At 39.9% G+C, this 22165-nt stretch carries 18 protein-coding genes and 1 other annotated feature; of the genes, 1 reads left to right on the top strand and 17 read right to left on the bottom strand.

The genetic code is table 11. The annotated features are described in order from the left end of the window. Positions 1-3 precede the first annotated feature (3 nt). The 9 genes from CRO56_RS13215 to CRO56_RS13175 form a co-directional block, all read right to left on the bottom strand. Positions 4-1641 carry a GspE/PulE family protein gene (locus CRO56_RS13215; RefSeq protein WP_425427201.1) on the bottom strand — a complete coding sequence of 546 codons (1638 nt, stop codon included), beginning with the start codon at positions 1639-1641 and terminating at the stop codon, positions 4-6. A 17-nt stretch (positions 1642-1658) separates the two neighbouring features. Then, positions 1659-3017, bottom strand: a complete 1359-nt coding sequence (locus CRO56_RS13210) for a bactofilin family protein (protein ID WP_097159080.1) — start codon at positions 3015-3017, stop codon at positions 1659-1661. Beyond that, complete coding sequence (locus CRO56_RS13205; RefSeq protein ID WP_097159079.1) at positions 2998-3441, bottom strand: PulJ/GspJ family protein; 444 nt, start codon at positions 3439-3441, stop codon at positions 2998-3000. The genes CRO56_RS13210 and CRO56_RS13205 overlap by 20 nt, the downstream gene beginning before the upstream one ends. Then, positions 3438-3875, bottom strand: a complete 438-nt coding sequence (locus CRO56_RS13200; RefSeq protein WP_097159078.1) for a type IV pilus modification PilV family protein — start codon at positions 3873-3875, stop codon at positions 3438-3440. Before CRO56_RS13200 ends, CRO56_RS13205 begins: the two co-directional genes overlap by 4 nt. 17 nt (positions 3876-3892) lie before the next feature. Then, entirely contained in the window at positions 3893-5017 is a 1125-nt protein-coding gene (locus CRO56_RS13195; RefSeq protein ID WP_097159077.1) for a VanW family protein, read from the bottom strand. A gap of 11 nt (positions 5018-5028) precedes the next feature. Further along, a complete protein-coding gene (locus CRO56_RS13190; protein WP_097159076.1) occupies positions 5029-6153 on the bottom strand; it encodes a hypothetical protein in 1125 nt (374 codons plus the stop codon). A gap of 228 nt (positions 6154-6381) precedes the next feature. Continuing rightward, the gene (locus tag CRO56_RS13185; RefSeq protein WP_097159075.1) at positions 6382-8112 is read right to left on the bottom strand and encodes a sensor domain-containing diguanylate cyclase; all 1731 of its coding nucleotides are present in this window, start codon (positions 8110-8112) and stop codon (positions 6382-6384) included. A gap of 112 nt (positions 8113-8224) precedes the next feature. After that, the gene (locus tag CRO56_RS13180) at positions 8225-9460 is read right to left on the bottom strand and encodes a bifunctional folylpolyglutamate synthase/dihydrofolate synthase (protein ID WP_097159182.1); all 1236 of its coding nucleotides are present in this window, start codon (positions 9458-9460) and stop codon (positions 8225-8227) included. A 117-nt stretch (positions 9461-9577) separates the two neighbouring features. Next, positions 9578-12223 (bottom strand): valine--tRNA ligase, encoded by a 2646-nt coding sequence (locus CRO56_RS13175; RefSeq protein ID WP_097159074.1) that lies wholly within the window; start codon positions 12221-12223, stop codon positions 9578-9580. A 72-nt stretch (positions 12224-12295) separates the two neighbouring features. Then, positions 12296-12529: a binding site (T-box leader), on the bottom strand. Positions 12530-12696: 167 nt separating this feature from the next. Between CRO56_RS13175 and CRO56_RS13170 the strand changes: the two genes are divergently transcribed. Then, entirely contained in the window at positions 12697-12888 is a 192-nt protein-coding gene (locus CRO56_RS13170) for a hypothetical protein (protein ID WP_097159073.1), read from the top strand. 16 nt (positions 12889-12904) lie between these two features. Here the strand turns inward: CRO56_RS13170 and ysxE are convergent, their stop codons facing one another. The 8 genes from ysxE to hemA form a co-directional block, all read right to left on the bottom strand. Then, the gene (ysxE, locus tag CRO56_RS13165; RefSeq protein WP_097159072.1) at positions 12905-13945 is read right to left on the bottom strand and encodes a spore coat protein YsxE; all 1041 of its coding nucleotides are present in this window, start codon (positions 13943-13945) and stop codon (positions 12905-12907) included. 277 nt (positions 13946-14222) lie between these two features. Then, complete coding sequence (gene spoVID, locus CRO56_RS13160; RefSeq protein WP_179714276.1) at positions 14223-15389, bottom strand: stage VI sporulation protein D; 1167 nt, start codon at positions 15387-15389, stop codon at positions 14223-14225. A 407-nt stretch (positions 15390-15796) separates the two neighbouring features. Beyond that, positions 15797-17083, bottom strand: coding sequence for a glutamate-1-semialdehyde 2,1-aminomutase (hemL, locus tag CRO56_RS13155; protein ID WP_097159070.1), 1287 nt, complete (start codon positions 17081-17083; stop codon positions 15797-15799). Between the two features lie 22 nt (positions 17084-17105). Continuing rightward, positions 17106-18089 carry a porphobilinogen synthase gene (gene hemB / locus CRO56_RS13150; protein WP_097159069.1) on the bottom strand — a complete coding sequence of 328 codons (984 nt, stop codon included), beginning with the start codon at positions 18087-18089 and terminating at the stop codon, positions 17106-17108. After that, positions 18082-18849 carry a uroporphyrinogen-III synthase gene (locus CRO56_RS13145; RefSeq protein WP_097159068.1) on the bottom strand — a complete coding sequence of 256 codons (768 nt, stop codon included), beginning with the start codon at positions 18847-18849 and terminating at the stop codon, positions 18082-18084. Before CRO56_RS13145 ends, hemB begins: the two co-directional genes overlap by 8 nt. Continuing rightward, complete coding sequence (hemC, locus tag CRO56_RS13140) at positions 18849-19784, bottom strand: hydroxymethylbilane synthase (protein WP_097159067.1); 936 nt, start codon at positions 19782-19784, stop codon at positions 18849-18851. Before hemC ends, CRO56_RS13145 begins: the two co-directional genes overlap by 1 nt. A gap of 15 nt (positions 19785-19799) precedes the next feature. Then, a complete protein-coding gene (locus CRO56_RS13135) occupies positions 19800-20633 on the bottom strand; it encodes a cytochrome C assembly family protein (RefSeq protein ID WP_097159066.1) in 834 nt (277 codons plus the stop codon). 18 nt (positions 20634-20651) lie between these two features. Further along, on the bottom strand, positions 20652-21998 hold the full coding sequence (gene hemA, locus CRO56_RS13130) for a glutamyl-tRNA reductase (RefSeq protein ID WP_097159181.1): 1347 nt from the start codon (positions 21996-21998) through the stop codon (positions 20652-20654). Between the last annotated feature and the right edge of the window lie 167 nt (positions 21999-22165).

Genomic DNA, 22165 nt, shown 5'->3' with positions numbered 1-22165 from the left:
CTCCTAGCTTTCTACAACTGCGCTTAGTACCTCTTCAAGCGATGTGTACCCCATTTTGACCTTCAACAGGCCATCTGCTGCCAAAGAAATCATTCCATGCTGGCTGGCATGATTTTTTAAATGCTGCATTGAACTATTATTTAACATTAATGATTTTAATGATTCATCCACAATTAGGACTTCTTGAATCGCCATTCTCCCGGAATAGCCCGTTTGTCTGCATAGCGGACACCCTTTAGCGCGGTAGAGATGATCGATTGAGATCCCCCTTTTTTGAAAAAGGTCTATTTCCATTTCAGACGGCTCGTATTCCTCTCTGCAGTCACGGCATAGCTTCCGGACTAGTCTTTGAGCAACTACGCCTGAAAGGGATGAAGCGACTAAATAAGGTTCAACCCCCATATCAATCAGACGGGGAATTGCTGCGATTGCACTATTGGTATGAAGCGTACTTAAAACTAAATGTCCAGTTAGAGCAGAACGCACCGCGATATCAGCTGTTTCCTGGTCACGGATTTCTCCAATCATGATGATATTAGGGTCTTGCCGCAAGATTGAACGAAGACCATTGGCAAAGGTAAGCCCGATTTGGGGATTAACCTGAACCTGATTAATCCCCTCTAACTCATACTCTACGGGATCTTCTATGGTGACTATGTTCACTTCTGCTTTATTTAAATGATGGAGTCCCGCATAGAGGGTAGACGTTTTTCCTGCTCCTGTCGGTCCAGTGATTAACACTAGACCTTGAGGTCTTTCGATTAATTGGACAAAGCGCTGCAAGTTAGTCCGATTAAAATCAAGCTGTGCCAGCTTTTTCAATACTTTGGATAAGTCTAGGATCCTCATCACGACTTTCTCACCATGAAGGGTTGGTAGAATCGAGATTCTCAGATCAATTGGCGTTGCATACATTTTTAATTTAATCCGGCCATCCTGTGGGAGCCTTGATTCGGTTATATTCATATTGGCCATGATTTTAATGCGGGCAATCAATGATTCATAAATGTTTTTCGAGATGACTCTTTCTGTCCTGAGCATCCCGTCAACACGATAGCGGATCAATATTTTTTCTTCATGCGGGTCAATATGTATATCACTCGCGCGTAATTGAAGACCGCTTGTTAAAATCTGATCGACTAAGCGGACCGCAGGTGCATTATCCCCTGTATTGGCTGGGGAGATAACAGTATCTTGTTCGGAAAAGGTTTCCTTCATATCGTAATATTTATAAATAGATTGAATAATTTCATCTTTTTTTGCGATGACAGGACTAATCGTTAATCCGGTTGATAGCCTAATATCATCAATCGTATAAAAATCCATCGGATCACTCATCGCTATCGTCAAAACATTGCCTTCTTTTTTTAACGGCAATATCACATGGCGGAGGGCAAAATCCTTAGAGACAAGGGAAGTTAAACTCTCATCTACCGGGTAACTGTAAAGTGTTACATGAGGGATTCCCAGCTGAAACTCTAGTACTTCAATCAGTTGCTGTTCATTAATATAGCCACGCTCTACGAGGGCGTCACCAATTTTTTGTTCTCTTTTCTTTAATTGTAATGTTTCTTTAAGCTGTTCCTGTGTAATCAGTCTGGATTCTATTAATAAATCTCCTAATCTTTTTCTTTTTTCCATTTGCGCCACCCCACGCTTTAATACTGAATTTCATCATTAAACTCCCAGCCAGAGCCATCTGGCGCTGTACAGCTATAAAATCCAGTGATCGATTCATCATACGGATAAATATTGCCAGACACCTGCATCCTTGCTGGAGGTGTTCCATTCATATAAACATCTCCATTCACAACGATCTCACTTTGACCGGCTACGGAAGGGATGGTTTGAAACACGGCATCTCCTTGAATCGTAAGGGAAGAACCATTTTCTTGCAGCGATAATGTGTTTTGAAAAATCGCACTTCCTCCAATTGAAATCGAGGCTCCCCCAAATAAAAAGACAGGTCCATGAAAGTTGGCATTGCATGCATTTTGTAAGCCAACGTTTAAATAAGATTTATTCGTTAAAGTCAATGTACCGCCAAATTTGGCATCTCGTCCTACAATAAAGCTGGCTGTGTTTGTATCGAGTGTGATATCCCCATAAACAAGGGCACCGCTGCCAATTTCAATAATCCCATTTTGTCCAGTCACATTCACGTTTTTTTCAAAAATTGCATTTTCCCCAACAGAAAGCCTGCCATTTGAAACTAACAGATTAAAATCTTCGGAAAATCTGGCATTTCCGCCTACAATAAGTGTTGTTTTCGAAGCATCCAACGTCATGACACCCTCAAATAGGCCATCTTTTCCGATCGTAATCGACCCATTCGGTTTTGAAAATTCGACATCCTCAGCGAATTTGGCATGGCCTGTAATAATAATTTCATCATTTGGACTATCAATAATTACCTTACCCTGGAATAGAGTATCTCCATCATAAACACCTGAATCCGGATTAGTCGGTACTATAATATCCCAGCCTGCATCTCCTTCTTCAGGTCCCCAATCGGAACCATCGCTGCCGCCGTCAATTGGGTCGTCACTGCTTCCTGGACCGGTAGAAGCTGTAATATAAATCGTATTCGTCAACGTCTTCCCTGAAGAAGTAGTATCAGTGAAACCTTTACTTTGGAAGGTAATATTCAGCTGATTTTCTGCTGGCTGCACTGTTTGAATATTAAAGATCTGATATCCAAATTGATTTTCTGTCTGTTCAATGTAATGATCAACCGTTCCGGGAAAATTCGACAGAACCCAATCATTTAACTCCTGCAATGTATTGGGGCCTGGCTCACTTAGAAGATAAGAGTATATCCGATTTCTAAAGTCAAGAATCCCCATCTCAGCCAGATTAATTTCTTGAATAAGGCTTTCTGTTTTCCCATTTTGTTTACTTTGCGTTACATTAAAACTAATCAAAGTGAGAGCTAAAATGGTAAGGACAGACGAAATTAAGAGGGTCCATATTAATGCAGATCCTTGTTCATTTTGATTAGGGATTGGAAATTGCATGGTTTCGTACACTCCGTAAGTAAGTTTTGAGTGTGATAGCCTCGGCTGGATTCATTAAATCCGTGACAGTCAATACGAGTTCGACCGGTTCATCATTGGACGTTATCTCTTCAGGGGATAAGCTATATAGAAGAGTGGTGTCAGAAATAACTGCTCCATTCAAAGTAATATCGGCTCTCCCGTCTCCATTTTCATCCCCTGACTCAACAGTAAAATTCCCTTCCGAGTAATAAGCAACTGTAAGAGCCGTCATGATCCGGTTCGCTTCATTTTGTAATCGAACCATCATTTCACCCTTTTGATAGCCATTCGCTCCAAAACTAAAAAAACTAAAAATCACCGTTATGACAATCCCAAATATGGCTATGGCCCCTAGTAATTCAATAAGTGTCAAACCCTTTTCATTTTTTATTATCGTTCTCATGAAGAGCCACCTCCGCTCTGAAGCTGGACATAGCCAAAGTTCTGGCTCAGCAGCTGATCCCGCGTTTCACTGTCATACACTTGAACATGCAGGGTCTGTAAGGACTCAGCAGGATCACAGTAAACCGTTAACGTGATAAAATAACGCTTATCATTCAAAATAAAAGCGCCATTTATGTCGAGACCATCAAATAAATGCTGGTAGCTTGGAAATAAATTTGTCTCCGGGCTCGGGCATGAGCTTTCCATAAAATTTTCCTGTACTTTTTCCAATACGAGTGAAGATAGATGAACAGCTGAAAGCTTGTCCTCATTGTATGAAGTAAATTGAAAGCCCTGGGTAAAGAAGCCAGTAGCTCCAACCACCACAATCGATAGTACGGCAAATGCAATTAGTAATTCGATTACGGTAAAGCCCTTACTACAATTCTTCATAAAGAAGTCCCTCTGGATTATTGTTTTACACTATATTGAATTTCATAGATTGGGAGATACGTATCTTCAGCAACAACTTCGGTATGAACAACGTCACCGTCTGCACTTACATATTCTTTAATGATTTTTAAAGAATAGCCTTTTTTCCCTGCTGCTGTAGTCCCCGCCTTTTCATCATCCGCTGATACAAATTGAATGACTGTTCTTGGCTCCAGTACCTTTTCCTGAATGATATTGAAGCGAACAAATTGGTTGGTTTTTAAGCTTGTAATGGTTAAACCCAAACTCGTTTCGCTAATAGGGACTAGCTTAAAGACAAATGATGTATCGCTTTCATTGATAAAACGAAAGTCTACATTATTTGTCCGATCAATTTTTGCTTCTAGACCTGGTTGGATTCCATCAGGTACACTCTCACTTGTATGCCGTTCAATCACTGACAACTGTGTCGATAGAACGCCTTCCCATAAAAGCGATGCAATCTTTGATAAGTCCTCATCTGAGTTAATATCTAATGATTTCTCTTCGGCCCATTGAAGCAAGGAAAAAGCCTCACCTGGCCCAAGCTGAAACTCGGGTAGAGCTTGTCCGCTTATATAATTCCAATCTGAATAGGAACGTACTAATGAAATCGACGCTTTTGTGTTTAGCTCAGCTGCTTCTTTCTGCACAGAATCTACTTTAACTATAGCTGTTTCTGTAAGTAAATAGGACGCTTTTTGTTCTATATCAGCAATGATTTTGTCAATTTCATTCAAATCTAAATCTGTATTTGAATCAGTCTGTAACGGGTGCTTTGAATATGTAACGAGGACAGGATTAACCATTGATTCCTTTGCATTTTCTATCGAAGCTCCGATTTCAAAGTGAAAGGCATCATTTTCAAGTACAAAGGTTTCACCGGCTGCATCAATTGAAAAATGAGCCTTTTGCTTCCAGTCGGAAACAGCATTCATGACAAGCGGGATTGCCTCATTCTTAGTTAATCCTGACACTTCGACATTTCCGATAATTGTATTTGCAGGGAATGCCTGATTGAAAAACCTTTCAAAAGCAAAACCGCTCAATTGAAAAAGACTAATAAAAATAACACTCCCTAAAAGAATCGAAACAAATAGTTGAAATCCCTTCCAAACATTCATGGCCCCACCTCTTATTCACTTGATGCCCGGAACCTATTGGTCAGTTCTTTTAAAAACTGCTTCTCATTCTGTAAAAGCGGCTGTCGGTTTTCCTCTTTAGTCTTCTGCCTTTTCACTGATTCTGCCCGTTCCTTATATAAATTGGAGATTCCATCGTTTAATAATATGGATCTGCCTGTATATGGAGATTCTAAATCTTCATCCTCTAATTCTTCTGCGGGTTCCATCTGAATGTCTTCAAGAGAAGATGGCAAATGTAAAGCTATTCTCTCAATCTCCTCATTAAACATCGGCTCAGTTTCTATTAAGTTGTCTATTTCATTGAATGGAGGCCACTCTATATCATTTTTCTGAACTAGGTTGTCTGTTCCAGTATTTACATCTATATCAAGTTCAATCTCAGCTAAATCTGTTAAAACTGGTGCGGGCTTTTCCCGCTCTTTTCGCTTTTTGTCAAACGAAATAACATTCCACACTGCTTCTAATTCTGCATTTTCCTGTTCAATTTCAACAGCCGGTTCTTTTTCATAAACATTAACCGATGAAATGTTCTTATCATCGGAAATGATCCAGTCATCAAGGAGATAACCCGGTTCATCTTCGATCAACGATTGGTCTTGACTGAAACTAGGAAACTCATGTTTATTATGAATTTCCGGCAATAAGAACTGCAGCTCTTCTTCCGTGACTGAGCCGGAAGCCTTATTTACGGCTGACTCATTTTGCTCCTCAGCATGTATAACTAGCTGACCGTCAAACACATTTAGAGAAGACAATACTGCTGGTTCAACGATATCAGCTGGTTTAGCCAGTTTGGCTTTTTCAATTTGCTTTTGATAACTGAATAATGGCCGTGGAGAGTGTGATACTTGTTTCTTTTGCTGAATAGTTTTTTTATAAAAGTGTTCTCCCCACCACTTAATAATTAAAGCGCACATAGTAAGCAACAAGCCAATATGTAACAGAATGGTTTGTAACCTAGGCTGAATTTCCCATGAAATGATAAATAGCCCGCCAAGCAAAATGGAAGCGAACCAAATAACCCCTTTTCCGAATAAAGACCAAGGGACGGGCAGTAAGAAAACTAATAAAATTAGACCAATTGCACTAATAGCCATTTGTATAATAATTTCCACTTTCCCACCTCATGTCTATTTCTTGTAACTCTATTGTATATTATTTAAATGGATTATAGTTATAAAAACTAGTAAAATCTGACTAAAACTACAAAAAATATTATAGTTCTTTTTAAATAATAAAAAGTATCTCTCTTTAGGAAAGATACTTTTTATGCTTTAGACGAAAAAATATAAGTGCAACTTGCATGACGCTTCGCCTTAAGGCTCGCCAGCCGGGAAATTACTTTATCCGTTAGCTTGAATCGATTGATACTCTGATACCTTGTTTCTTCCTCTCCGTTTGGCACCTACATACATCGCAAAATCTGCATGTCTGATTAATGTCAGATAATCATCGGCATCTTCGGGTGCATTGGCGACTCCGATACTTGCGGTAATGCGAATAAAAGACCTTTTGCGGTTTTGGATTAATTGCTGCTCTAATATAAATGGACGATTAGCAATCATAATCCGCAATGTTTCCGCAATGGATAAAGCTTCTTTTTTAGAAATATTCGGCAGGAGAATCACAAATTCTTCTCCGCCATATCTAGCCACTATCCCTGTATCGCCAATAAATTGCTGAAGCCGATCGGCAATCGCTCGCAACACTTCATTTCCGCTTTGATGGCCATATGTATCATTAATTGATTTAAAGTGGTCAATATCAATTAGAATTAATGATAAATTATCGTATTTACGCTCCAGTAGCATTTGATATTCTTGTTCAATCAATCTCTCAAAATAGCGGTAATTATATAAACCGGTTAAGGCACAGCGTTCGCTCTCTTTTTTTGTAAGTTCATAGTTACGTGCGTTCTCTAAAGCAATCGCTAAATATGAGCATAAAATATCAACAATCATAAGCTGGTATTTTACATAAGCCCGTTTCTCTGTTGTCGCTAACAGCAATACGCCTACTACCTTTTGATTCCGCATAATAGGGACACAAAGAATACTTTCAACACTTTCTGGCATGTAGCCTTTTGCAACCGATTCCCATTCTGCTTTAGAAGAATACAGGACCGCCTTCTTTGTTCCCCAAACCATTCCGCTGATTCCTTCATAGCGAAGAAGAGGCTCAATATCTAAGCTTTTATTTTCACCATCTTCATAGCGGCGGATCAGTTGGAGTTCTTTATTGTCTATCACATCTAAGATATAGGCATGACTGACAGGGACAATCGTTGTAATCCGCTTCATAAAGAGATCGACAACTTCTCTCGCTTTTAAACTTTGCGTTAGCTCATGCCCAATCTCTGTAGCCAGCTGCAAATGATCATTCACGATATCGGTAGAATAGTAGAGTCTTAAAATAAAGGCAACACTAAAAAATGGGATCCCTAATAAAACAGTAGAGATAACACCTATTTCTTTATATAAAATAAATAAGGCCATTCCTAAAGGAACAATGACTACTAAAGAAGCCAGTTCCCAGACTATATCCTTACCCATTAGCCTTCTTTTTACATTATAAAATAAGCGTGAAAATAGCATTAAGCTCGCTTGATTGCCAACAAAATAGATGAGGGTATATCCAATCACCAATAACAGATCGAAGGGTTTTTCAAGGGTAAACGTCTGATGATCTCCGCCGAGAGCATAAAAGCTTAAGCCGCTTAACAAAGAAACAATGTAAATCATGATTGAATTAAGCGGATAGCGGTAGAGATCTCCTTTTCTCGTTTTTGTTCGTAATAGGAGGAAAACCAGAAAGATATGCATAAAGAGAATTTCAATAAATAAACCATACAAAAGGAACACGGTCATAGATATCCATTGTACAAAAGCAATCGTTGTACGGTTCACAACAAACGGCATTAAAGCTGCGCCGATCATTAAGCCGAGGAACCACAGCATATCAGTTGGCCGTTCAGGTAAGAGAGGAGGAAAATAAAAATAGGCTGCTACTATACCGGCTGGAATTAAAATAGTCCAAATCGTCCAAATTACAATTTTTTTTGCAGAAGAAACCATCTTTTTTATTTCCCTCCTCCCCAGAAAATCTAGTCAAAAAGTCTTAATAATAAATTAACTTTACCAAAATATTTTTAATTTGTCACATATTTCTTTTATTTCATACTTTTGCTTATTTAAAGTATTTTTTTACCTCTGAAATAAAATAAAGCGAGCCGGTAACTATAAGAATCTCCTGATCATCCATATGTTCTTTTTCCCTGTCAATCCAAGCCTTCCAATCCTCTGCCACATAAACAGAACGGTTAGGTAGGGCTGCCTTTAATTCATTGGCAGATGCCGCTCTTGGAAAATCAAAAGATGTTACGTAAAGAGAATTTGCGACTTCATTTAATAGGGAAAGCATGGGCTGTAATGGCTTGTCATTCAGTCCTGCGAACAGGACTTTTATCCTATTGTTTGGATATCTGGTTTTAAGCGTTTCGGTTAATGCTTCAATCCCTTCCCGATTATGGGCCCCGTCTACTATTATAGTAGGCTGTTCCAATATGGTTTCAAAGCGCCCCGGCCAATAGGCATTTTTTAGACCTTCATATACATGGCCGGATTCAATCTGGAAAGAAAAATAAGTCTTTATGTATTCCGCCGTCATCACTGCTAGGGCTGCGTTGCGAACCTGATAGGTTCCTTTTAACCCGGTTATGAGTTCGCGATAGGTATGATAAGGTGTTTCGAGTGTAAATCGTTCGCCCTCATCAATCGATTCATAGTTAGAGATAACAAATTGAGTACCCAGCTTATATAATATGGCTTTTTTCTTAATTGCAGCTTCTTCTATTTTTTCAACTGCTTCCTTCTTGTCTTCACCTATAATCACAGGAATTCCATTTTTAATAATACCGGCTTTTTCTTTAGCTATGTCCGAAATCGTATCACCCAATATACGAACGTGATCCATTCCAATATTAGTAATCACGGATACGAGCGGGTAAATGATGTTGGTTGAGTCAAACCGTCCGCCAAGTCCTACTTCCATAATAACAATGTCAACAGGACGGACAAAGCCAAAATAGTAAAGACACATCGCGGTAATCACTTCAAACTCCGTAGGTCCGCCAAGCTCAGTTTTTTCCAACTCATTGGCAAGCGGAATAATTTTTTCTGTGAGAAGCACCATTTCTTCATCTGATATCGGAACCCCATTAATACTGATTCTTTCATTAAATTGCTCAATATAGGGGGATGTAAAAGTACCAACCTCATACCCGGCCGATTGCAAAATTGAACGGACAAAAGTAACAGTCGAACCTTTTCCGTTGGTTCCGCCAATATGTACAAATTTAATTCTTCTTTCCGGATGACCCATCTTATTCATAAGCCATTCCATCCGTTTTAAGCCTGGTTTCATCCCTAGCCTTAGCCGGCCGTGGATCCAGGCAAGCGCCTCTTCATAATGCACGTCAAACCCCTCCAATAGGCATAAATGATGACGAACCTCAGAAGATTCGTCATCATCATTCTCTCATTACATTGTTTTTAACTCTTCAATCCGTTTTAAGACGGTTTCTCTTTTCTCAGAGTAATCCTTTTCTTTTGCACGTTCTTCTTCAACAACCTGTTGAGGTGCCTTTTCAATGAAACGCTCATTTGCAAGCTTTTTCTGTACCCGTTCTACCTCTTTCGTCCATTTATCGAGTTCTTTTTCAAGTCGGACAATTTCTTCTTCAATATTAATTAAGCCTGCAAGCGGAAGGATCACCTCTACCCCAGTTGCTACAGCTGTCATTGCCTTTTCCGGCGGCTGAACCGCAGTTCCGATTTCTAAATTTTCAGGGTTACAGAATCGTTCTAAATAGCTTTGGTTATTAATGAGAATATTACTTGTTTCTTGATCTTTGGTTTTTATATAAAGGTCAATTTTTTTGCTCATTGGTGTATTTACTTCTGCACGGATATTTCGAACAGAACGGATAATTTCCACGAGCAGCTTCATTTCTCTGGCTGCATTTTCATTCGTTAAGTCCGGATTAACGGTTGGCCATGCTGCAACTGTAATCGATTCACCCTGTGTCGGTAAGCTTTGCCATATTTCCTCGGTGATAAATGGCATAAATGGATGAAGTAATCGCATTGTATTGTCTAATACATAAGCGAGTACTGAGCGAGTTGTCTTTTTGGCCTCCTCATCTTCTCCATAAAGCGGGAGTTTAGCCATTTCAATATACCAGTCACAGAAGTCATCCCAAATAAAGTTGTATAGGACACGGCCAACTTCGCCAAATTCGTATTTATCAGCCAGCTTCGTTACGGTTTCAATCGTTTCATTTAAACGCGTTAAAATCCAATAATCGGCGACTGATTTTTGACCTTTTAGATCGATATCCTCATAACTCATCTCGCCCATATTCATTAAGGCGAACCGGGAAGCATTCCAAATTTTATTGGCAAAGTTCCAAACCGATTCTACTTTTTCTAGGCTAAACCTCAAGTCTTGACCCGGTGAACTTCCAGTAGATAAGAAATATCGAAGTGAATCGGCACCGTATTTTTCAATTACATCCATTGGATCGATTCCGTTTCCTAACGATTTACTCATCTTGCGGCCTTCTGCATCCCGAACCAATCCATGAATTAACACATCTTTGAATGGACGTTTTCCGGTAAACTCTAAACCTTGGAAAATCATACGGGACACCCAGAATCCAATAATATCGTAACCAGTTACTAAACAATCGGTCGGATAGTAACGTTTGTAGTCGGATGCGTCTTCGTTTGGCCATCCCATTGTAGAAAATGGCCATAAAGCAGAGCTGAACCAGGTATCTAGGACATCTTCATCCTGTTTCCAATTCTCGCTATCAGCAGGCGGTTCATAATCTACATATACTTCACCTGTTTCTTTATGATACCAGGCAGGAATTCGGTGTCCCCACCAGAGCTGTCTCGAGATACACCAGTCACGGTTGTTCTCCATCCAGCGCAAGTAGTTCGTTTCAAAGCGGTCAGGTACAAAATGTACTTTCTCTGCTTTTTGCTGTAAAGCGATCGCTTCATCCGCAAGAGGCTGCATTTTAACAAACCATTGAGTTGACAAATAAGGCTCCACAACGGCCCCGCTTCTTTCTGAATGTCCAACTGAATGCAGGTGATCTTCAATTTTAAAAAGTATGCCTTCCTCCTGAAGATCTTTAACGATTTGTTTACGGCACTCAAAACGGTCCATGCCCTGATATTTTCCTGCTAATTCATTCATCGTTCCGTCTTCATTCATAACGAGAATGCGCGGCAGATTGTGACGGTTTCCAATTTCAAAGTCATTTGGGTCATGAGCAGGCGTAATTTTAACAGCCCCAGAACCAAATTCCATATCAACGTAATCGTCCCCAACGATTGGAATTTCTCGGCCAACGATTGGGAGAATGACCGTTTTACCGATTAAGTGTTTATATCGGTCATCTTCTGGATGTACGGCAACAGCTGTATCACCGAGCATCGTTTCTGGTCGCGTAGTTGCGATTTCAATAAAGCCTGAACCATCCTTTAACGGATACCTCATATGATAAAAAGCACCCTGAACATCCTTATGGATAACCTCAATATCAGATAAAGCTGTTTTTGTATCCGGGTCCCAGTTAATAATGTATTCTCCGCGATAGATCAGACCCTTTTTGTATAAGGTTACGAATACTTCTTTGACGGCTTGAGAAAGACCTTCATCCAACGTAAAGCGTTCCCGGCTATAATCGAGGCCTAATCCAAGCTTAGCCCATTGTTCCCGGATATGACTGGCATATTCTACTTTCCATTTCCAGGTCTCTTCTACGAATTTTTCCCTGCCCAGATCATATCTGGTTTTTCCTTCGCTGCGCAGCTTTTGTTCTACTTTTGCCTGGGTAGCAATTCCGGCATGGTCCATCCCAGGGAGCCATAGAACATCATACCCCTGCATTCTTTTCATTCTCGTTAATATGTCTTGTAATGTAGTGTCCCAAGCATGTCCTAAGTGAAGTTTTCCCGTTACATTTGGCGGAGGAATGACAATCGTATACGGTTCTTTTTTCAAATCGTTTTTAGCTTCAAAAAACTTTCCATTAATCCACCATTCATATCTGCCTTTTTCAATTGATTTCGGATCATATTTCGTTGGGAGTTCTTTTTGTTTTGTTTCCATTCCTTGTCCTCCTGTTCTAAAATTCTTTTTGGAAGTAACATCAAGTAAACAATATAAAAAGCCCTTTCCATCCAAAAGGACGAAAAGAGCTTATTTCGCGGTACCACCTTTATTCTAAGCAGGTTGAAAAAACATGCTTAGCACTCTGGTTAGATAACGGCTCCTCACCGGCTTTTACTACTGATCGTTTCATAAAAGCTGCTCCAGGGCGACCTTCCAACGACTTTACTTAAGGAACCTCGCAGCTATTGGTTCCTCTCTCTTCAAGCATTGATTCGCTGTACTCTTCCCTATCCTCGCAAACAGTTATATTTCTATTTTTTTATATTAGCGAAATGAATAGTGTTAGTCAATGGTATTGACGATTTTAGTTTATATTATACCTGAAGATTCAAAAGGTGAAAGAAATTACACATTTCTGGGTGTTTATACATAGATTATATAGAGGGACGTAAAGGGGGAGAGAGCCTTTTATGAAAAGAAAATACAATCCTTATACTTTGCCGCCTTGGCTGCGGAATTTCCGAAGCATTTGCCAGCAGTTGATTGTGCCATTTTGTATTTTTCAAGGAATTCGAACTTTATTAATCCCATCTACCTTTGATGTTTTATTATTATGTATTTTTGCTTTGACTGCATTAGCTTTTTACTTTGAATGGATTTAAAGGAGCCCTCTATGGATTAACCTTCCGTCTGGGCTCCTTCTTTTGCTTGCTTTTTCTGCTTTTCTATTTCATCCATTCTCATCACAATATACTCTGTATTTTTTAGGATCCAAAATTTTTGCTGCAGTTCCCTGACAGCTTTATATTGGTTAAATTTTGAGGTACTTTTATAGTATTTCTCAAGCACCTGGATGATTGGAAGCGGATAGGCCAGGTAGCTGATTAAAAGATCAATTTCTGGGTCTCTTAGGGCAAAATGATTTGTATACGTATAAATCCATTCCACGATATCTTCATTCTGTTTCGGCTGTCCCTCACACTCCCGTGCTACATATGGCAGGAGGTCATGGTGAGGAGCCGCATAACGGGATTCTTCAAAGTTAATAAAATAACCATAGCCTCTTTCATCAAATAGGAAATGATCAGGTGCTACCTTCCCATGAACAATGACCATTCTCATCTTTTTCGAATCCTTTGCTTTTTCATACCAATCGTCGAGTTTTCGAATTGCGAATTGAAGGGCTTGTTTTACATTGTGATAATACGTACAAAACATTAATTCAAATGGGGACATATACCACTTCTGTTCACAAGCTTCAATGATCTCATCTAACATCAGTGATTCTTTCTCCCAAGCCGCTTTTGTCTCTTCATAATGATTTGCCGTATCCTCTTCTGTCAATTCGACTTCTTTTAATGATAAGGTGTGCAGCCGGGCTAACTCCCGAAACAATTGCTTTTGTTTGCTACTCCGGTCTTCTGTATGTTCATTGGCGACCCAAGGCATTAAATAAAACAGACGGTTTTGGTAAAGTACTGCATAACGCCCATCTGGGGTAGGATATATGGGGACAATCCGGTTATAACCCTTTTGAAAAAGCAAATGAATGTTTCGGACAAAATTCATGCCTTTATAAGGACTTGCCTCTTTTAAGGCGAATGTCCCCAGATTTGAATATATTTTGTAGGCTGAGCCAATCTTTTCAACATAATGCGGCCTCATTCCATATTGACTTAGAATTGGCTTAACCGTAGTGAGGGCATCCGTTTCGGACATTTCCCCTTACCCCTTTCCATGCTTCTATTAACATGCGGTAATTAAATCTCGCCGATTGGCGAGCCTCGCAAAAGGCGAGGCGTGATGCGCAGTTGCACTTATCTCGTTCGAAGCGCCACGGCCTGATGTATAGCTTGACTCATGTCTCCTGCCCGTCGTACTTTATTCCTAAAAATTTTAACATCGTAAAATATACCTCATTGCTAAAATTTTATACTTTCATAAAGTAAAAAATAGGAGAAAGAGCAGGAAAGAAAAACCTTCCTGCTCGCTGCCACTATTTTTTATGAATCACTGGTTTCCTTACCTCAGGAATATATAAGACCTGCCCGTCATGAATCTCTTCGTGTGCCTCTAACTGATTAACCTTTAAGAGCTGCTGCACACTGATTTCATAGCGCTCAGCAATCTGCTCGACACTTTCTCCCTGCTGGACGAAGTAAATCTTCATTCTGGCCGATGCTTCTTCTTCTGTTTTTCTAGCAAAAAACTCTGCAAGCGAGATCCCTTTTCCTTTGGCCGTTTTCTGTTTCAGGGTTTGCATCTTAACATTTTTCTTATCTTCTTCTGCCTCTACTTCTAGTTCGGCCTGTTCTTCTGCTCCCTGGTACTCTCCAGCTTGCTGTGATGAGGAGGATTCAAAGAGATTTTCAACAAATCCGTCTTCTTCCTCTTTTGAAATAGGAGAATCATCGTTTTCCCCTCTAACATTTATTTTGTCTGTTTCGTCGACGGCAGGGAAAGACGGAAACTTATTTGCCTGATATGCAATATGAATCGGAACAGCCTCTTCTTCTTCAGCCGGTTCATAAGGTTTTCTTGCTTCTGCCGAAAATGAATAGCTTTCTTCTTGATCCTCCGATTCATCTACATACGTATACTCTTCATCGTCTTCATCTAGCTCGTCATCTTCTGTGGAACGGTATAGCAGTACGTTTTCTTCTTGTGCTTCTTCTGTTTCTTCTTCCTCAGTTAGATTTTCATTTTGATCTTCATCTAATTCGGATGTTTCTTCGTGTCCTCTTACCCCCGTAACTGTCAAGTCTGCCGAAAGCTTCAGACAGTTATTTTCTGGGAGAACATAGTCAAAACTATCCACATTGACATCTAATTCATGCAGACTATTGACCCTGTTCGTCGGAATCGTAATGTCCACAGGGAAATAATGCTGAAATACGTAACAATCTTCATCACTCGACTCACTTACCCGCACATATCTTCCGGACGTCAATTCATCCTCTTCGTTCTCCTCATGCTTTTCCACTTGTCTATATTCACCCGTTAATTCTAAGGAGCCACGAATCGCTACATATAGTTCCTTCTCCTGAATTGTCACATTTGGTTCAAGCGAAATAGATAGAAGCTCTGCTACTTCCTGTCCCTTTCGAAACCAGACAGACTCCTCTAAGGAAAATCGTAAATATGAAGTATTTCCTTGAGTCAAAGGGACTCCTCCTTTCATGACTTCATTTAAAGTTCAGTATGTCATTAACACTTTATGAGAAGTAAAGACATTTTATGAACAGAAGTGTGAATGGATTGGGAAAAACTTCTTAAGAGGGTGGGGGAGTGTAATGGGGATTTAAGTGGGGGGATTAGTGTTTAGAGAAAGTCTTCATGGATTGGAGTGGATTGGAGTGGATTGGAGCGCTTTTCGCTAGTTTGGAGCGACCTCTTGAATATTGTAGCGCTTTTTAGGAATTTGCAGCGGAGTCCGATAACTTGAAGTGGATCGATGCAATTAATGCACGAGTTCCATGGTTTATTTAGGTCGGACCAATGTGAATTTACTTTCATAAAAAAATCCTTCACACCTGCCTCGTGTAAAGGATTTTTCTAGTAAAAATAGAATTATACAAGGGACGCAAAAGCTTTCTCAATCGCTTGAATCGTTTTCTCAATATCTTCATCTGTATGAGTTGTCGATAAGAACAACCCTTCAAATTGAGAAGGAGGCAAAAAGATTCCTTCGTTTGCCATTTCTCTATAATAGGAAGCAAAAAACTCCAAGTTAGAAGTTTTAGCTGTGTCATAATTGATGACCTTTTCATTAGTAAAAAAGAAACCGATCATTGAACCCGCCCGATTCACACATAGTGGAATATTGTATTTTTCAGCTGCTTGTTTAATACCAGTTTCGAGGCGGTCGCCTTTATTTACAAAATCATTATAGGTTTCTGGTGTTAATTGACGTAATGTTTCATATCCGGCTGTCATCGCTAATGGGTTTCCTGATAACGTACCAGCCTGATAAATCGGACCAGACGGTGCTATTTGCTTCATAATTTCTGCCTTTCCGCCAAATGCTCCTACAGGCAGTCCGCCGCCAATTACTTTACCAAGACAAGTTAGGTCTGGAGTAATGCCATAATACCCCTGGGCACAGTTATAGCCAACCCTAAAGCCTGTCATCACTTCATCAAAAATTAATAGAGCTCCATATTGATCGGTAATTTCGCGGAGTGTTTCAAGAAATCCTGGGACTGGCGGAACGACTCCCATATTCCCAGCGACTGGTTCGACAATCACACAAGCTATATCATCACCGAATTTTTCAAATACTAATTTAGTGTTTTCGATGTCGTTATAAGGAACAGTAATTGTATTTTTGGCAATACTTTCAGGTACGCCTGGACTGTCAGGGAGACCAAGAGTTGCGACACCTGAACCGGCTTTAATTAAAAGAGAATCTCCATGCCCATGGTAGCTGCCTTCAAATTTCAAAATCTTATTTCTGCCTGTATAGCCTCGCGCTAAGCGAAGAGCGCTCATAGTTGCCTCAGTTCCTGATGACACCATCCGAATAATTTCAATAGAAGGAACTCTTTCTTTTACGAGCTCAGCTAATTTATTTTCAACCAGTGTCGGCGCCCCAAAACTTGTACCGGATTCAGCGACTTTTTTGATCGCTTCTACCACTGTATCATTGGCATGGCCGAGGATAAGCGGTCCCCAAGAAAGAACATAATCAATATACTCATTGCCATCAATGTCATAAATCTTTGACCCTTTCCCTCTTTCCATAAAAATCGGGTCCATATCCACAGATTTAAAGGCTCGGACCGGGCTATTAACCCCGCCCGGCATTAATTCGAGCGCCTGTTTATATGCTTCCTTTGAACGTTCGTAGGATCTCATAAGTTCAACCTCCTAAATCGGATTAAAGTTCTTCTTTCATCCATCTGGCTGCTTCTTTTGCATGGTAGGTCATGATAATGTTCGCTCCAGCACGTTTCATGCTTGTAAACATTTCAAGTACAGTCTTCTTCTCATCAATCCAGCCATTTTGAGCCGCTGCTTTAACCATTGCGTATTCACCGCTGACATTGTAAGCAACAATCGGTACGAAAATCTCATTTCGTACTTCCCGAATAATATCTAAATAGGATAGAGCAGGTTTGATAATAAGGAAATCGGCTCCTTCCTCCATATCAGTTAGAGCTTCTTTCATCGCCTCTAAGCGATTGGCTGGGTCCATTTGATACGTCTTGCGATCCCCAAATTGAGGAGTACTATGAGCAGCATCTCGGAATGGGCCATAAAAAGCGGAAGCATATTTCACCCCGTATGACATAATCGGAACATGAGAGAATCCAGCTTGATCTAAACCTTGGCGAATTGCTGCAACAAATCCATCCATCATATTAGATGGTGCAATAATATCAGCGCCTGCTTTTGCCTGGCTGACAGCCGTTTTGGTTAACAGTTCTAAAGATGGATCATTATCGACTTGACCATCTCTAAGAACTCCGCAATGACCATGATCCGTATATTGGCACAGGCAATTATCTACGACAACAACAAGTTCCGGGAAATGTTTCTTGATTAATCTGGTTGCTTTTTGGACAATTCCTTCATCGTTGTATGCTTCTGAACCAACCGGGTCTTTATGAGACGGTACCCCGAACAAAATAACGGAAGGGATTCCTAGGGAAACTACTTCTTCCATTTCTTCTTTTAGATAATCAAGAGAGAGTTGGAAGACACCCGGCATCGACGAAATTTCATTTTTAATTCCTTCCCCTTCAACAACAAACAGCGGATACATTAAATCACTTGGAGAAAGTCTAGTTTCTCTAACCATATTACGGATTCCATCAGATTGTCGCAGACGGCGATGGCGTCTAAAATCTAAATCATGCATTTATACAACCTCCTGATTTAATATATTTTACAATCGCTTGAAACAAATCGTCGAACGTATATTGCTCTGGTATAATATCTGCCTCGATTCCGTATGCTTTTAATGCTTTCCGGGTAGAAGAACCGATTACTGCGTAGATAAATGCTTTTTCTTCAATCCTACCTTTTTTCATTAAATAGACATCCATAAAATGCTGTACGGTCGAAGGACTTGTAAAAGCAATGATAAAGTTTTGTATTCTTTGTTCTAAAAGCTCGCTTAGCAGTTCCCGGCTTTTTTCTGGAAAGTAGGTTTCATATACAATCGGATCTTCAACGAAGGCCCCTTTGGCTGTTAATTCATTTTTAATAGTTGGCCCTGCCAGGTTTCCTCTTGGTAAAAGGATTCTATCCATGCCTTGCATAACTCCAGCAAATTCCTGCACAAAGACATCCGCTACATAAACACTGGGAGTAAATTGAACAGACAGTCCTCTCTTTTCGACTGCTGCTGCCGTTTTTTTTCCGACCGCAGCAATTTTAGCTGAAAGACTCTCAGCTTTTACTTTCTCAAAAAAATAGGTAACCGCATTTTGACTAGTGAAAATAATCCAATTATAGCTTTCATGTAAGATAGAAAAATCAATAGGCTGAAAATCTATCAGTGGAGCAATATATGGTACCCCTCCAGCTTGTTCAACCGAATGGGCAAACTTCTTAGCAGCCTCTCCGCCTCTTGGAAATAAGACATGATACCCTTTTAAAGGCTGATCCGAATACATTATTGGTCCAGCTCCTGCTTTACCTGGTCAATTAACTCTTTAGCACCATGGCTTGAAAGCAATTCAGCTGCTTCTTTTCCGACTTGAATCGGATCAGTTCCTTCTACTATCTCTTTGTAGATAATCTTTCCATCTGGAGCGGCAATGAGTGCCATCATCGAAATGTTGCCATTATCCTTAATGGAGGCATATCCGCCAATTGGTACCTGGCATCCGCCTTCCATTTTTTGAAGGAATTCTCTTTCTGCGATTACAGCCCTGGCTGTCTCTTCGGAATGAAGCGGTTTTAAGATATTTAACAGCTCTTCGTGATCCTCTCTGCATTCAATCGCCAGAGCGCCCTGACCCACTGCGGGAATGCAAATATCGGGGTCAATGTACTGAGTAACTACTTCTTTAGACCAGCCCATCCGCGCTAATCCTGCTGCAGCCAAAATAATTGCATCATAATCTTCCGTTTCTAGCTTTTTCAGGCGGGTATCAATGTTACCCCGAATCCACTTAATCGTTAAATCCGGTCTTTTCGCTAAAATTTGTGCGGATCTTCTCAAACTGCTTGTCCCGACAACGGCACCCGATGGAAGTTCATCTAATGGAACATGCCCTTTCGAAATTAGGACGTCGCGATGATCCTCCCGTGCCGGGATACAGCCAATGATCAGACCCTTTGGCAATTCTGCTGGCATATCCTTCATACTATGTACCGCAAAATCAATTTTCCCATCAAATAATGCCTGCTCAATCTCTTTCACAAACAAACCTTTGCCGCCAACTTTTGATAGGGTCACATCCAAAATCTGATCGCCTTTGGTGACAATTTCATGCAAGGTAAAATCAAGATCCTTTCCATTTAATTGCTCCAATTGCGATAGCACCCATCTCGTTTGCGTTAGAGCCAGCTGACTTCTTCGTGAACCAACCGTAAAGTTCCGCATGACAAATCCCTCCTATTATGTGTTCCAAAAATGAAAGGAAGACAGACTTCCAAACAAGAAAAAATTAATTAATACGATTAAAAATGAAGCAATGTTCCATAGTGCTAGGGATTTTCCTGATTTTTGCCGTCTTACCTTCATGTAAAGGAACACACTATACACAATGAGAACAATAAATGATCCGATAATTTTAGGGTCATACCAAATTAAACCGGGAAGCTTTAAAAATGCCCATTGAATGCCCAGTATTAAACTTAACAGAAAAATCGGGACGCCAATTATATTTAGTATATAAGACATGGTTTCAAGCTTTGTTAAATCACTGAGCCGACGCAGCCGCTGCCCCCATTTTTTCCGTTTTAATAAATCGTACTGGATTAAATAAACAATGGAAAATACAAAAGATAATGAAAATGCTGCATATGACAAGATGGCCATCGTTATATGCGTAAATAATAGTTCAGATATTAACCTCTCTGCCATCACATTTGAATCTGTGTGGGCTGGGGCAAATGTGTGGATCGCAATAATAATAAATCCAAGAATATTAGTAAAAAACACAATAAAGTCCATTTTTAAAAGCTTATTGATCGTTAACGACAAGGTTACAAGAACCCAGGCATAAAAATAAAGACCCTCAAAGATAGTCAGTACCGGGAAACGGCCGATTTCGATTACATAGAAACACAAAAAAATTGTTTGCATTAACCAAACAATTGCTAGTAACCAAAATGCGATCCGGTTCGCCTTCCGATTTGTATCAATAAAATCTATAAAATAAAACAAGATGCTGATGGCATATAAAATAACCATCAGCTCATGTAGCCTTGTCAAAAATATGTCTAACATAGGCGTAACCCCGCTTGTTTATGATAGAGACTCCACAGCGGTATTCTTTTTATTCGTTTGGAACGAAGGCTGCTGTAGTCTTAGTTTTTGTTCTTCCAAGGACTGTTCAATTCCAAAAATCTTCGTAAATAATGCAATTGATTCTTCTGCATTAGGTTCAGCAGCAAGCTCCTTAATTTGAAGAATCGGTTCCTTTAACAGCTGGTTAATAATACTCTTCGTATGCTTATTTAACACCTTTTGTTCTCGTTCTGTTAAGTTAGGAAGCTTTCTTTCAATACTCTTCATTGTTTCTGCCTGAATAGCCAAAGCTTTCTCACGCAGTGCGTTAATAACAGGTACAACGCCTAATGTATTGATCCATTGGCTAAATGCAACAATGGCTTCTTCTATCATAATTTCAATTTGCTCTGCTGCTTTCTTTCTTTCAGCCAGATTAGCTTCTACAATACCTTCTAAATCATCAATATCGTACAGGAAGACACTTTCCAGTTCTGAAATCGCAGGATCCAGGTCCCGCGGAACAGCAATATCCACCATGAAAATAGGACGGCCCTTGCGGATTCTTTCAACATCAGCCATCATTTCTTTGGTAATCATATATCCTTGTGCACCCGTAGAACTAATCACGATATCTGCTTCTAAAAGCGCACACTGTAATTCTTGCAGGGACTTAGCATGTCCTGAAAATTTATCGGCTAAGACTTTCGCCTTTTCAAAAGTCCGGTTTACGACTGTTACTTTTTCAACACCATTGCCATAAAGGTTTTCTGCTGCCAATTCTCCCATTTTCCCAGCACCAATAATTAAAACATGCTGATCTTTAAGGGATCCGAAGATTTTTTTGGCTAATTCAACTGCAGCATAACTTACAGATACTGCATTTGAACCAATCTCAGTTTCTGAATGACCTTTTTTAGCAATTGTAATAGCTTCTTTAAATAAGTGATTAAAAATCGTGCCTGTTGTATGTTCTTCTTGACCGATCATAAAGCTTGATCGGACTTGTCCGAGAATTTGTGTTTCGCCAAGCACCATTGAATTCAAGCCACAGCTTACTCTAAATAAATGCTCTACAGCATGTTCATTTTCATAAAAGAATAGGTATGGGGAGAATTCATCCTTATCGATGTTAAACCATTGCGCGAGAAAATCCTTGATATAATACCGTCCTGTATGCAACTGATCCACAACCGCATAAACTTCAGTACGGTTACAGGTTGATACAATAACGTTTTCAAGAATACTTTTTTGTTTGCTTAACTGCTGCATGGCAAGCTTAAGGTCTTCCTCTTGAAAAGACAATCGCTCGCGAATTTCGACAGGTGCAGTTTTAAAATTTAAACCAACTGATAAAATATGCATGATTCGGACACCCCCATTAACGTCCTTTTCCATTCAAATCTTCCCATATGTATTATACTACTCTAGGGCGCAATACCTAAAATTAAATGTGAACACATTTCGAAAACTATGCTAATCTTAAAGGGTCAGACAAATTTTATGATTATTTTCCAACCTTCGACAGCTCT

Origin of the sequence: Bacillus oleivorans, assembly GCF_900207585.1 — a bacterium.
Classification (GTDB): domain Bacteria; phylum Bacillota; class Bacilli; order Bacillales; family JC228; genus Bacillus_BF; species Bacillus_BF oleivorans.
This window is presented reverse-complemented; position numbering and strand designations above follow the sequence as displayed.